The organism is Aequorivita xiaoshiensis (genome assembly GCF_022008395.1).
Classification (GTDB): Bacteria; Bacteroidota; Bacteroidia; order Flavobacteriales; family Flavobacteriaceae; genus Aequorivita; species Aequorivita xiaoshiensis.
On the sequence record NZ_JAIRBB010000002.1, the window covers coordinates 146925 to 161043 of the forward strand.

Below are 14119 nucleotides of genomic sequence, written 5' to 3' on the forward strand. Positions count from 1 at the left end.
TTAAAGGATTTGTATGTTTATATAGCAATCTCATTTATAAATTTTCGATTAACTTCATGGATTCCATCGAAAACTTTAATTTCTAGCCTGTTATCAAATAACTCGCTTCCTTTTAATTGCTCTTCTGTTTTTCTCGCTTCTGTGATGTATTCATCCTTATCACCATATATGTAAATAACTCTAGTAGATGGCTTCAAAAATTCAAAATCAGAGGCTTTCAGTTCCTTTGGAATTCCTCCTGAGTGAAGGATTAGTTTGTCACAATTTATTTTTCTATTTGCAATCCAGCGTGATGCAATTGAAACTCCTTGAGAATATCCTAACACAATTAAATTAGGTATTTCTCTAGTTATTTCTTTTTCAAAAACAGCATCTATATAATTTAATATATTTTCAGTTTCTAGAACTGTATTTTCACGTGTAAGCCAAGAAGCGCCTACGTGTTTAAATTTTCTGTCTTGGTAGTATTTTGAAGGAGCTTGTGGCGCAATGATGTAATTTTCTTCAGAATTCAACTCAGAAAAATATCTAATAAAGTATTTACTTAAATACCCCATACCGTGAAAAACTATCCAAACATTTTTAGTGTTTTCGGTTAAAGTATTTAAGGTTGAATAAGTGTTGACCGATTTGTAAGAAGCTTCTTTTTCAGTGCTCATTTGTTGTATTCAATTTTGTATTTTTACAAATGTAATTTAATAAGATGAAGTACACTAAAGATCAAATTTTAGCTATGTCCAAAAAGATGTGTGAAAACACATTAATGGAAACCTTGAATATAGAATTTACGGAAGTCGGAGATGACTTTATAATTGCAAAAATGCCAGTAACTCCTAGAGTTCATCAACCTGACGGTGTTTTACACGGCGGTGCATCTGTCGCTTTAGCAGAGAGTGTTGGAAGTGCAGGAGCTTATTTCTTTTTAAACGCTGAAAACATTGTTGTTCGCGGAATTGAAATTGCAGCCAACCACGTAAAAAGTGTTCGTAAAGGTTTTGTGTATGCTCACGCAAGTATACTGCATAAAGGACGTACAACTCAGCTATGGCAGATAAAGATAACCAATGAAGAAGGCGATCTCGTTTCTCTTGTGAAACTCACAACTATAAGTTTACCAAAAACCCAATAATGGATTTTAATTTATTACTTGAGAAAATTTCAAATCATTATTTGAAAAAATTACCATTTGTAGTATACAGTAAACCAAATAGTAAAAATTTATCTGCTCTTCTGCAAAAGGATGATTTCTTACACGAAATTAAAGAATTAAATAAAGCTGGATTTGTACTTTCGCCATTCAACTATCACAATTCTTCTTTTTTTATACCTGAAATCGAGTCAGAGATTTATATTTCTGAATTTGTAAAAGAACCGTTTACAACAGAGGTTACTTCAGTTTTAAACGATGAAAATGAGGAAGATTATTACATTAAACTATTAGAAAATACAATAGAAGCAATTAAAAATAATACAGCAAGTAAAATTGTTATCTCACGTCCGAAAGACATACAGCTTCAAAATTTTTCTATTGATAAATTACTAAATCGTTTATTTTCAACCTATCCTACAGCCTTCCGATATATTTGGTTTCATCCTAGAACTGGTTTATGGTGTGGTGCAACGCCAGAAACACTTGTGAATTTAGATGATAATATGTTTTCAACTATGGCTTTGGCAGGAACCCAACCATATATCAATAACGAGCCTGCAACTTGGAGACCTAAAGAACAAGATGAACAACAGCAGGTGACTAATATGATTTTAGATAAATTAAAACCTGCGGCCTCTTCATTAGAGATTTCTAAAACATATACTCATCGTGCTGGTTCGTTATTACACCTTAGAACAGATATAAGGGGTAAACTAAATAACAATACAACGCTCACAGCTATAGCGTCTGCTTTACACCCAACACCGGCAGTAGGTGGCAATCCTAAAGAAATAGCACAAAAATTTATTTTAGAAAATGAAGGATACAATCGCGAATTTTACACAGGTTTTTTTGGTCCTATATTCAATAATGGGACTTCGGCCAACCTTATGGTAAACTTACGATGTATGAAAATAGAAGATGACGTTGCGCGTATATTTGTTGGTGGTGGAATAACTTTAGAGTCTAATCCAAAAGAGGAATGGCAGGAAACTCAAAATAAAATGCAAACAATGTTACAAGTATTGCAGCCAATGCTTTAAAATTTACAGTGTCTTTATACCTTTACACTCCATGAAATTTACAAATAAAATCCTCGCTCAAACCCTTATTCAATTATGTTTGGATAAAGGAATTAATCATATCGTAATTTCTCCAGGGTCGCGTAATGCACCATTAACCATAGGTTTTGGAGAACATCCGGAATTTAAGTGTTTTAGCATAGTTGATGAACGTGCTGCTGCATTTTTTGCAATGGGAATGGCGCAACAATTAAAAAAACCTGTAGCTGTTGTTTGCACCTCCGGCTCAGCATTAATAAACTATTACCCAGCAATTTCCGAAGCGTTTTATAGTGATATTCCGCTTGTAGCTATTTCAGCAGATAGGCCTGCAGACCGAATAGATATAGGCGATGGACAAACGATTCGTCAGGAAAATGTTTTTCATAATCATATTCTATACAGTGCTAACTGTATCGAGGGCGATGCATTTCAACAAAAAAATGAAACCGAAATAAACGTTGCCTTAAATACAGCAATTGAGTTATCGGGACCTGTTCATATTAATATTCCTTTTTCTGAACCATTATATCAAACCGTTGACAAGCCATTAGTTTCACCACAAAACGTTAAAGCTAGGTTGAATAGTTTCGACTTGTCAGAAGATTTAACACCTTTTCAAAGGAAGTGGAATAGTAGTAGTCGCAAAATGATTCTGGTTGGAGTTCTACCACCAAACAGTGTAGAGCAACGTTTTATCGAACATTTAGCAAAAGATAAAAGTGTTTTAGTTCTAACCGAAACAACTTCAAACCTTCATAATGAAAGATTTATTTCTGCTATAGATCAGCTTATAACACCGTTGACAGAAGAGGATTTTAAAAATCTGCAACCAGACATATTATTGAGTTTTGGAGGAATGGTGGTTTCTAAGAGAATAAAAGCTTTTTTGAGAAATTATGCTCCAAAAGAGCATTGGCACGTAGATTCAAATAAAGCCTACGATACTTTCTTTGCTTTAACGCATCATTTTAAAACGCCAATAAATAATTTTTTTACTGAATTTCTTCCTGATACAAATGCTGTAGGTAATGACTATCGGGAACATTGGTTATCATTAAAATCATATCGTTTAAAACGTCACCATATGTACGAAACTCAAATTCCGTATTCAGATTTTATGGTGTTTTCTGAAATATTTAAACAGCTTCCACAAAATATTCAACTTCAACTAAGTAATAGTGCTACAATTAGATATGCCCAATTATTTAATTTACCATCATCCTCAGAAGTTTTTTGTAATCGAGGAACTAGTGGAATTGATGGTAGTACAAGTACAGCAATAGGAGCAGCATACGCTTCAGAATTGCCTACGGTGTTTATTACTGGAGATCTGAGTTTTTTCTACGATAGCAATGCGTTGTGGAATAATTATGTACCAAAAAATTTTAAAATTATTGTAATAAATAATGGAGGTGGGGGTATTTTTAGAATTCTTCCTGGTGAAAAAGATACTAAAGTATTTGATACTTATTTTGAAACCAAACACAATCTAACAGCCAGATATCTATCAGAAATGTATGGTTTTAAGTATCAATCTCTAACTGAAGAAAAAGAATTAAGTAAAGGGATTGCCACATTCTTTCAATCAGATGAAGGGCCATCTTTGTTAGAGATATTTACGCCTTCGACTATCAACGATAAAGTGCTTTTGGATTATTTTGAATTCATTGCCTAAGGCCAATTTATTACATCAGAATTTGTTAAGTTTTCCATTGATTATTATATTTTTAATTTTCTTTAAAACACTACCTTTGCAGTTATGATAAAATTGGGTGAATACAATACATTAGAGATTCTAAGGGAAACCGAACCGGGTCTATATTTAGGTGATGAAGAAGAAAACGTGGTTCTCTTGCCTCACAAATACAAACCAGAAGAATATGAAATAGGAGATGAGATCACGGTTTTTATATACCTTGATAATGAGGAACGTCCTATAGCAACCACATTGGACCCTTTTTTACAATTAAATACCTTTGGATATTTACATTGTAGCGATGTTACCGAATATGGTGCCTTTATGGATTGGGGATTAGAAAAACAGTTGTTTGTGCCTTTTAAGGAACAAGCACGTCCAATGAAAAAAGGAAATTGGTATATCGTATATTTATATATAGACGAAAAAACCAACCGCTTAGTCGGTTCAAGTAAAACAAACCATTTTCTTCAAAATGAAAACTTAACGGTTGAAGCTTATCAAGAAGTTGATATTTTAATAACACATTTAACTGAAAAAGGAGCAAATGCTATTGTTAATGGTGTTCATAAAGGATTAATTTATATAGAAGATATTTTTGAAGATATCCGTACAGGCGATAAGTTAAAGGCGTTTGTAAAGAAAATTCGCCCTGACAATAAAATTGATTTGGTTCTTCAACAACCGGGTTATAAGAGCATAGAGCCTAACGCTAATTTTATAAGAGAAGAATTAGAGGCCGCGGGAGGATTTCTTCCACTTCACGACAAATCAGATCCAGACACTATTAAAAATATGTTGGGTATGAGTAAGAAAAGTTTCAAGAAAGCAATAGGAACGCTTTATAAAGACAAACAAATCATCATTAAAGATGATGGAATTGAGTTGAAGTAAATCCCCTATTAAATTCAAATATCTAGATGGGATTGTAGATTTTAGAAAATAACTTAGTAATATCTGCGCCCTAGTCTAAAAGGTGCGCAACGTGCGCATATTCCGTGTGGCGGGCAAGTGTTTGCATTTAAGAATCCACGGCTTGCTTCATTATATGCCTCGTTTTTTACTTTGGTAGATCCATCTGCACTATAACTGCTATTACCGCCGTAAACTCCATATTCTCTAGGGTCTAAAGATATTTTAAGATCCGATTCTACGTAACTTTGATTTGTAATCATCGCATCAATCATACTTACCGGTTGGCGATAATTTTGTTTGTTCAACTTAAAAGATGGGAGTCTTTTTAAGCCTTTAGATCGAAAATCTCCTTCAAATAACAAAGAAGTGGTAGTTAAACTTTCAATTTCTGGAAGCTTAACAAAATCTAACTTATATTTATTGGTCTCGTAATCCAATTGAGCCGAAGCCAATAATGGGAATAATAATATAAGAAACAATAGTTTTTTCATCGAAACAAAGATATCAAATTTTAAGCCAAGAATAAATAGAATTGAGATGTTAGACTTGGCATGTGAGAATGAGCGCTTACAACGATTCAAATGCAGAAAATTTATTCATTTTATAACCTATTTGTATCAGATCAAAATTTACCAAAATTTGGATGAGTAATTAATAAGGGGAGTACAATTTGTCATTTTTTGATTTTTAATAAATCTCAAACCAAGACTTCTGTATGTTGTATTTCAGTGCAGCGATATTGTATCTTAATCGAACATTACCAATTACAGACTTAATTTTTTAGCAATCTTATTTGGAACTGCGTCTTTATGAATAGTTATGCTAATAGCTTTTAGACGCATATACGCTTCACTAAAATACACATATCCTCCATTTGCAACTCGACTCTCGTCGTCTCCCCAACTGTTTTTAACTTTATAATATTTAGTGCCATTTTGATCGTTAAGGATTCCTGTGATATGCATTAAATGATCATCAGTAGTATTGTAGTTTTCAAACTCCTGCTGGCGGTACTCCTGCGTTATCGTTTTTTCAGGAAATATTGAGCTTCGTGCTTTTAGTTTATTTTCATCATTTTTAGGAACAACTGCAATTCCTTCTTTAGATGAAAAGCTACGTTCGCTTACATCACAATCTAATTCTACAGTATATCCATTTGCTAATGCATTGTCTATGGTTGCTATCATTTCATCTAATGGTAAATTATAAAAACTGCCATTACTCCAATTGTCGGGAACATTTAAAATAAAGTTTGAATAAAATGGAGCGTGAGTGAAACTAGTTAAACTTACATAATCTTTCGGCTGAATTTTAGTCATTTCTAGGAAAGATTGTGGTGTATATTGTTTCCCTTCGAAGATAAAACTGTTTACGTTTTTACCGATATATATATCTAAAACAGCATCGATAGCTGTCCGCCACTTACTACTCAATTCTCTTCCTGGGTTATCAACATAGGTTTTTAGCATGGCTTCCAATACAGCTGACATCTCGGCATGATTGTGTTTGCTTTCCCCGTTGGGCATTCCGTTAAAAGCTAATTGAGGTACTAATCCGTGTTTGTCCACAGCATTCATTACGTCGTGAGCAAGTCCGCCTTCCCCAAACTGTGCTTTTCCTTGTCGCATAATAAAATTTTCGGCCTTTAGCGGATAGGTATTACGTACTTGATACATTTCGCTTAAATCGATATGTTTTCCGGTTAGGCGAATTATTTCACTTTCTAAAAATGAAATACTGCTAAAACTCCAACACGTTCCCGTGATTCCTTGACTTAACACAGGTGTGGTTTCAAGGTCGGTTACAGTTGTAAATTTGTATTGTTCTTGGGCGGATAGATTTAATGTAAATAGAATTACCAAGAGAAGTAGAAGGCTGCGCATTGTTTATTTATATTAATGTTATTTATTTTGTGGGGTTTGAGGTATCTTTTCTTTGTGAACTCTATGTCTTTACGGTAAATTTGACACCGCAGAGACGTAGAGTGCGCAGAGATTTTATGTTTAATTTCAAAGAAGATAGAAAATGATACTAAACAATATCTGCTATCTTTGAAAACAAAAATAATAATTATGGATACTCCAAATTGGAAAACAGCAAAAGAATATACCGATATAACCTATAAAAAATCTAATGGTGTTGCGAGGATAGCTTTTAACAGACCAGATGTAAGGAATGCATTTCGTCCTAAAACTACCGCCGAACTACTTGACGCCTTTCACGATGCGCAGGAAGATACATCAATTGGGGTAGTATTACTTTCAGCTGAAGGTCCTTCATCTAAAGATGGAGTATATAGTTTTTGTAGTGGGGGCGATCAAAAAGCACGTGGCCATCAAGGTTATGTAGGTGAAGATGGATATCACCGATTAAATATTCTTGATGTACAGCGATTAATTCGTTTTATGCCAAAAGCTGTTATTTGCGTTGTACCAGGTTGGGCTGTTGGTGGCGGACATAGCCTACACGTGGTTTGCGATTTGACCTTAGCAAGTAAAGAACACGCTATTTTTAAACAAACCGATGCCGATGTAACAAGTTTTGACGGAGGTTACGGCAGTGCATATCTAGCTAAGATGGTGGGGCAGAAAAAAGCTCGTGAAATATTTTTCTTGGGAAGAAATTATAGCGCACAAGAAGCTTTTGAAATGGGAATGGTAAATGCCGTTATCCCTCATGCCGAACTGGAAGATACGGCTTACGAGTGGGCGCAAGAAATACTTGCAAAAAGCCCTACATCTATTAAAATGTTGAAGTTTGCCATGAACCTAACCGATGATGGGATGGTTGGGCAACAAGTATTTGCAGGTGAAGCTACCCGTCTTGCTTATATGACTGAAGAAGCAAAAGAAGGCCGTGATGCTTTCCTAGAAAAACGCAAGCCAAACTTTGATAAAAAGTGGTTGCCATAGTATAATGTTATTATAGCAGCCAGCATCTAATAGTAGAGTAAAGATATTTAAACGGATTTCAAAAGTATCGTATAAGAATTAATGGAATTTGTCCGAAATCATATAGAAGGTATATCAAAAATATCTGATGAGGATTGGGATTACTTTTCCTCTAGACTAATAGAGCGAAATTTCAGAAAGAAATCCGTTTTTTTACAACTAGGAGAGATAGAAAACTACATTTCTTTTATTAAATCTGGCGTTGTCCGATTTTACATGCCCAAGGAATTTGAAGAAAAGGAGGTGACCTTTAGTTTTAGTTTTAAAAACCAATTTGTAAGCGCCTACGATTCATTTTTAACTAGAAAACCTTCACTTTATGAGCTAGAAGCTTTATCGGATACACATATGTATAGTATTTCCTACGCCGATTTACAGGATGTCTATGCCAACACCCAATTCGGAAACCTTATTGGCAGACTAACTGCTGAACGTCTATTTCTGTTAAAATCGAAACGTGAGCAATCTCTCTTAAATGAAACTGCTGAGGAGCGGTATTTAAAGCTATTTAAAAACCGTCAAGATTTTATCAAGGATATTCCACTAAAATACATCAGTTCCTATATTGGGGTTACCCCACAAGCCTTAAGCCGTATTCGGAAGCGTATTAATTGATTTAGGTTCATTGTTTGGCTTGGCTATTGCAAGTATGTTTGTAAAAAAAATAGCTAATGACAATATTGATATTTATAGTGGTGCTTTGGTATGGAGGTTTGTTTTTTCAAACATTCTTTTTGCACCGTTATGCCGCTCACCAATCCTTTACCATGTCTAAACTAAACGAGAGAATTACGTTTGTGTTAACTTGGTTTTTTCAGGGTTCAAATTACCTAAGTGCTTATGGTTATGGCGTTATGCACAGAATGCACCACGCCTATGCCGATACTGAGGAAGATCCGCATTCCCCAAAATACGACGCCAGTGTTTTTTCTATGATGTGGCGCACTAAGAACATATACGCCGATATAAATGAGAAACGCATTGAGGTGGACGAAAAATTTACCAAGAATGTTCCACAATGGGAAGGCTTTGACAGTTTTGCCAGTTCTTACTTTTCAAGAATTCTATGGAGTATCTTGTATTTCACGTTTTTCTTTTTCTGTGCAACAGCTTGGTGGCAATGGTTGTTTTTTCCAGTAGCGCTATTTATGGCACCTATTCACGGAGTAATTATTAATTGGTACGCACATATCTACGGTTATGTAAACTTTAAAACAAAGGACACTTCAAAAAATCTTTTGCCTTTTGATTTTTTAATGATGGGCGAGGGGTATCACAATAATCACCACAAACACGCCAGTCGCGCCAATTTTGGCGGTGTACGTTGGCACGAGGTAGATGTTACGTATAAAATAATGCAAGGCTTAGATGCCTTAGGATTTATAAAAATTAAACCGATCACTCAAACGGTGCGTAGGGAGGTTTAATAAATTTAAGCGTTATATAAAATCCGCTTTTCTATTTTAGGAGAGCGGATTTTTTTATTTACTGTTAATATTGTTAGGGTATTTGATTTTAAGAAGTAGGTTTTACAAAACCTATATGTTATAATATTTGTTAAGAGTTTATTTTACTGAAACAATTGTTGTAATATATCCGGTATAATAATGCTAATACAAGAATTTATTTAATTTGGATTCTTAACCAAATTAATCTGTCCATTAAGCATAATCCAAACCGCAACATTTGGGTTTTTAATATGAGCTAAATCATTAGCTCCGTATAAAGCTACATTCATATATTATATCCCAAGTATTCATTTATATTGTGTACTCAAATATAGCTCATATATTAATATTTTTACATAAAATATTAAGGGGTTGTCAAGTATTTATTTAAATTAAAAAAAGCACCCAAGAAGACTCCTAGATGCTTTTTGTTTCAATAACAAGTATATCCTAATACGCATCGTCATGAACGTTTGCAACGGCCCGACCGCTAGGGTCGTTCATGTTTTTAAAACTTTCGTCCCAATCCAGGGCTACTTGACTGCTACAAGCTACACTAGGCACGCTAGGCACCGTTAAAGCTGCGGCATCACTTGGATAATGACTTTCAAAAATGGTGCGATAGTAAAACTCTTCTTTGCTAGTAGGCGTTTGTATCGGGAAACGATAATGCGCATTTGCCATTTGCTCGTCTGTTACTTTATTATTTACCATTTCCTTTAAAGAGTCAATCCAACTATAACCTACACCGTCGCTAAATTGTTCTTTTTGTCGCCAAGCAACAGCTTCGGGTAACATATCGCCAAAAGCTTCGCGTAACACCCATTTTTCCATGGCTTGTTTATCATGAGACCCTTTTTTACCAGCGATGATCATTTTGTCTTTAGGGTTTAGTCGCATAGCCACATCCATAAATTCTTTGTCTAAGAATGGCACTCGACCTTCGATTCCCCATGAAGCTAAAGATTTATTTGCACGTAAGCAGTCGTACATATGTAGTTTATCTAATTTACGCACGTTCTCCTCGTGAAAATCTTTGGCGGAAGGGGCTTTGTGAAAGTAGAGATATCCACCAAAAATCTCATCGGCTCCTTCGCCAGAAAGCACCATTTTTATTCCCATAGCCTTGATAGCACGCGCCAATAAAAACATAGGGGTAGAGGCACGGATGGTAGTTATATCGTAGGTTTCTACGTGATAAATTACATCGCTGATGGCATCAAGCCCTTCTTGAATTGTAAAATTAATTTCGTGATGTACAGTTCCTAGATGATCGGCAACCAATTTTGCAGCAGCCAAGTCTGGGGAGCCTACTAGACCAACTGCAAATGAATGTAACCTTGGGTACCAAGCTCCTTCGGTATCGCCAGATTCTATACGTTTATCTGCATATTTTTTAGCTAGGGCAGAGGTGATGGAAGAGTCTAAGCCTCCAGAAAGTAATACGCCGTAAGGCACATCACTCATTAGCTGTCTTTTTACAGCAGCATCTAAGGCGTCGCGTAAATCGGCAATACTAGTTTCATTTTCTTGCACTGTATCAAACTCCATCCAGTCTCTTTTGTACCAACGCTTAATTTCACCCTCACGGCTATCTAAATAATGACCAGGAGGGAAGAGTTCAATTTTGGTACACGTACCTTCTAGGGCTTTTAATTCTGAAGCCACATAAAAGGTTCCGTTTTTATCCCATCCCATATACAGGGGAATGACGCCCATGTGATCGCGAGCAATAAAATAATTGTCATTTTCAATATCATATAGTGCAAAACCGAAAATGCCGTTCATATCATCAAGAAACGCTGCGCCTTTTTCTTTGTATAAAGGCAATATAACTTCACAATCACTTTTAGTTTGAAAGTCATAACCATTTAATTGCTTTCTCAATTCGGTATGATTATAGATTTCGCCATTTGCTGCCAAAACAAGGTTGCCATCACTGCTATAAAGCGGTTGTTTCCCTGATATAGGGTCTACAATAGCTAGACGTTCGTGAGCCATAATTGCTTTATCATTGGTAAATACGCCGCTCCAATCTGGTCCGCGATGACGAATAGTTTTTGCCATTGATAATATTTGAGGTCTAAGTGCCTCAGAGGGCTCTTTTAATTTGAATGCACATACAATTCCACACATAATTTAAATATTTGGTTAATAGTTGAGTTTCGTGATAAATAGTTTCGCTTTAATTTTTTTGCTTCCCGAGGAGTGGGGTGGGGTGGAGTCAAAAAAAAAGCCCGTCAGGTAAAAAACCTGACGGGCCATATATCGCGACAAGTTTTTGTTACGGCAGCTCGTTATTATTATTGTTATTATTTAAGCTAACTAGTGACATAAACTTGTTTATTTAATAATTATAATGCTAATGTATGATATTTTCTTTAAAAAACAATATATCAATTGAATTAAATTAAAATTTAGGGGGATTTCCCTTTAATCTTAAATTATCTCAATTTTGGAAATTCGGTTGGATTTGCTTCATGCATAATGCTATACACTTTTTCATAAACATCTTCTACTGAAGGTTTAGAGAAGTAATCCCCATCGGTTCCATAAGGAGGACGGTGGTCTTTCGCTGAAAGCGTTTGTGGCTTGCTATCCATATATCTATAACCTCCTTGTTCTTCAATAACTTGATTTAAGATGTATGCTGAAGCACCTCCTGGAACGTCTTCATCGATAACTAAGAGTCTGTTTGTTTTTGCAACACTCTTAACAATGTCGTGATTTATATCTAGCGGAAGTAATGACTGAACATCGATGATTTCAGCATTAATTCCTGCTTGAAGCAATTCTTTAGCTGCTTCTTCAACGATGCGTAGTGTACTTCCATAAGACACTAAGGTTATATCTGTACCTTCCTTAATGGTTTCTACAACTCCAATTGGTGTTTTAAGTTCACCAAGGTTGTTAGGCATTTTTTCCTTTAAACGATATCCATTTAAACACTCTATTACCAATGCTGGTTCGTCTGTTTCTAGAAGGGTGTTGTAGAATCCTGCAGCCTTAGTCATATCTCTTGGTACTAAGATATACATTCCGCGTAATAAGTGAATTAAACCTGCCATTTGAGAGCCACTGTGCCAGATACCTTCTAATCTATGCCCTCGAGTTCTAACAATAAGTGGTGATTTTTGTTTACCATTTGTTCTGTAACGGGTGGTAACTAGATCGTCACTCATAATTTGCAGACAGTATAAAATGTAATCTAAATACTGAATTTCAGCAATAGGACGTAGGCCACGGAGTGACATTCCGATACCTTGACCTAAAATTGTAGCTTCGCGAATTCCTGCATCAGCAACCCTAAGTTTGCCGTACTTTTCTTGCATTCCTTCTAAACCTTGGTTTACGTCTCCAATTTCCCCAGCATCTTCACCGAAAATTAGAACTTCTGGGTGTTTACTAAAAATAGCATCAAAGTTGTCACGTAAAATTACACGACCGTCAACTTCTTCTGCATCTTCAGAATATGTAGCAGGCACTTCTTTTACTGTTTTAGCATTTTCCTCAGCTTCAGAGTAAAGGTGTGCACTGTATTTTGGTTGGATTATTTCGAAGTAATTCGCAATCCAATCTTGTAATTGTTTCTTTTCAGGAGAATCTTCTTTTACAACATAACGCAATGCTTTACGAGCAGCGCCTAGTATGTCTTTACGCAATGGACTTTTATCAGCCTCTAATTCGTTTTTAATCTTCTCGATGAAGTTTTTATTTGCACTGTTTTCCGCTAGGTTTCCTAATAATAAAACAGCTTCTTCTTGTTCTCTTTTTTGTGGATTTATAAAAGCATCCCAAGCCGCTTTCTTTCCATCGCGTACTTGTTTTTTAATATCTTTTTCAATCGCAGAAAGTTCATCGTCAGTGGCAATATCATTGGCGATCATCCATTCGCGCATTTTTAAATTACAATCATTTTTCGCTTCCCACTCTAGGCGTTCTTTACTTTTATAACGCTCATGCGAGCCACTAGTACTGTGACCTTGAGGTTGTGTTAATTCTTGTACATGAATTAATACAGGTACGTGTTCTTCACGAGCTATTTTAGACGCACGGTTGTAAACCTCTATAAGCTCTGGATAGTCCCAACCATTTACACGAATAATTTCATAACCCTTTTCAGTATCGGTACGCTGAAAACCTTTTAGTATTTCGGATATATTTTCTTTTGTAGTTTGATATTTTGCGTGAACGGAAATTCCGTATTCATCATCCCAAACACTCATTACCATTGGTACTTGTAAAACACCAGCAGCATTTATGGTTTCCCAAAAAAGACCTTCACTAGTACTTGCATTTCCAATAGTTCCCCAAGCTACTTCATTTCCATTTATAGAAAAGTTTGTTTTGTCTTCCAAACCTTCAACATTTCTGAAAATCTTTGAAGCTTGTGCTAAACCTAATAGGCGAGGCATTTGCCCAGCGGTAGGTGAAATATCTGCGCTACTATTCTTTTGTTCTGTTAGATTTTTCCAACTTCCATCTTCATTTAAACTATGCGTTGCAAAGTGTCCACCCATTTGTCTTCCACCACTCATTGGGTCTACAGTGATATCGGTATGTGCGTAAAGCCCAGCAAAAAATTGCTGAATAGTTAATTCGCCAATAGCCATCATAAAGGTTTGATCGCGATAGTATCCACTGCGCCAATCTCCTTTTTGAAATGCTTTTGCCCAAGCAAGTTGAGGGACCTCTTTACCATCTCCAAAGATTCCGAATTTAGCTTTACCAGTAAGCACTTCTCGTCGGCCAAGTAAACTACATTCACGGCTAGTTACAGCAATTTTATAATCGTTTATAACTGTTTCTTTAAAATCTTCAAAAGAAATCTCTGTATTTGTCTTAGGATCTGTCTGCATTTCAATAAATTTTAGGAATTGCAAAAGTAGCAAATT

Annotated in this window: 12 protein-coding genes; 7 read left to right on the forward strand and 5 right to left on the reverse strand. The window is 35.6% G+C overall.

Annotated features, from left to right (window positions below; genetic code table 11):
- Positions 1–17: 17 nt before the first annotated feature.
- A complete protein-coding gene (locus K8344_RS03945) occupies positions 18–659 on the reverse strand; it encodes an alpha/beta hydrolase (protein ID WP_237606970.1) in 642 nt (213 codons plus the stop codon).
- A 44-nt stretch (positions 660–703) separates the two neighbouring features.
- Here K8344_RS03945 and K8344_RS03950 point away from each other — a divergent pair, with 44 nt between their 5' ends.
- The 4 genes from K8344_RS03950 (at position 704) to K8344_RS03965 (ending at position 4804) form a co-directional block, all read left to right on the forward strand.
- Positions 704–1129: a PaaI family thioesterase gene (locus K8344_RS03950; protein WP_237606971.1), complete on the forward strand. Its 426-nt coding sequence runs from the start codon at positions 704–706 to the stop codon at positions 1127–1129.
- Positions 1129–2193: an isochorismate synthase gene (locus tag K8344_RS03955; protein ID WP_237606972.1), complete on the forward strand. Its 1065-nt coding sequence runs from the start codon at positions 1129–1131 to the stop codon at positions 2191–2193. Before K8344_RS03950 ends, K8344_RS03955 begins: the two co-directional genes overlap by 1 nt.
- 31 nt (positions 2194–2224) lie before the next feature.
- Entirely contained in the window at positions 2225–3889 is a 1665-nt protein-coding gene (menD, locus tag K8344_RS03960; protein WP_237606973.1) for a 2-succinyl-5-enolpyruvyl-6-hydroxy-3-cyclohexene-1-carboxylic-acid synthase, read from the forward strand.
- An 84-nt stretch (positions 3890–3973) separates the two neighbouring features.
- The gene (locus K8344_RS03965) at positions 3974–4804 is read left to right on the forward strand and encodes a CvfB family protein (protein WP_237606974.1); all 831 of its coding nucleotides are present in this window, start codon (positions 3974–3976) and stop codon (positions 4802–4804) included.
- Positions 4805–4857: 53 nt separating this feature from the next.
- On the opposite strand, the gene K8344_RS03970 is transcribed toward K8344_RS03965, so the two are convergent.
- Both K8344_RS03970 and K8344_RS03975 read right to left on the reverse strand, forming a co-directional pair.
- A complete protein-coding gene (locus K8344_RS03970) occupies positions 4858–5316 on the reverse strand; it encodes a hypothetical protein (RefSeq protein ID WP_237606975.1) in 459 nt (152 codons plus the stop codon).
- A gap of 273 nt (positions 5317–5589) precedes the next feature.
- The gene (locus K8344_RS03975; protein WP_237606976.1) at positions 5590–6708 is read right to left on the reverse strand and encodes a C1 family peptidase; all 1119 of its coding nucleotides are present in this window, start codon (positions 6706–6708) and stop codon (positions 5590–5592) included.
- A gap of 189 nt (positions 6709–6897) precedes the next feature.
- Between K8344_RS03975 and K8344_RS03980 the strand changes: the two genes are divergently transcribed.
- From K8344_RS03980 to K8344_RS03990, 3 genes are all read left to right on the forward strand, one after another.
- Positions 6898–7737, forward strand: a complete 840-nt coding sequence (locus K8344_RS03980; protein WP_237606977.1) for a 1,4-dihydroxy-2-naphthoyl-CoA synthase — start codon at positions 6898–6900, stop codon at positions 7735–7737.
- A gap of 81 nt (positions 7738–7818) precedes the next feature.
- Entirely contained in the window at positions 7819–8391 is a 573-nt protein-coding gene (locus K8344_RS03985; protein ID WP_237606978.1) for a Crp/Fnr family transcriptional regulator, read from the forward strand.
- A gap of 56 nt (positions 8392–8447) precedes the next feature.
- Positions 8448–9203 carry an acyl-CoA desaturase gene (locus tag K8344_RS03990; RefSeq protein ID WP_237606979.1) on the forward strand — a complete coding sequence of 252 codons (756 nt, stop codon included), beginning with the start codon at positions 8448–8450 and terminating at the stop codon, positions 9201–9203.
- Between the two features lie 471 nt (positions 9204–9674).
- On the opposite strand, the gene asnB is transcribed toward K8344_RS03990, so the two are convergent.
- Both asnB and K8344_RS04000 read right to left on the reverse strand, forming a co-directional pair.
- Positions 9675–11360: an asparagine synthase B gene (gene asnB, locus K8344_RS03995; protein ID WP_237606980.1), complete on the reverse strand. Its 1686-nt coding sequence runs from the start codon at positions 11358–11360 to the stop codon at positions 9675–9677.
- Between the two features lie 308 nt (positions 11361–11668).
- Positions 11669–14083, reverse strand: a complete 2415-nt coding sequence (locus K8344_RS04000; RefSeq protein ID WP_237606981.1) for an alpha-ketoacid dehydrogenase subunit alpha/beta — start codon at positions 14081–14083, stop codon at positions 11669–11671.
- Between the last annotated feature and the right edge of the window lie 36 nt (positions 14084–14119).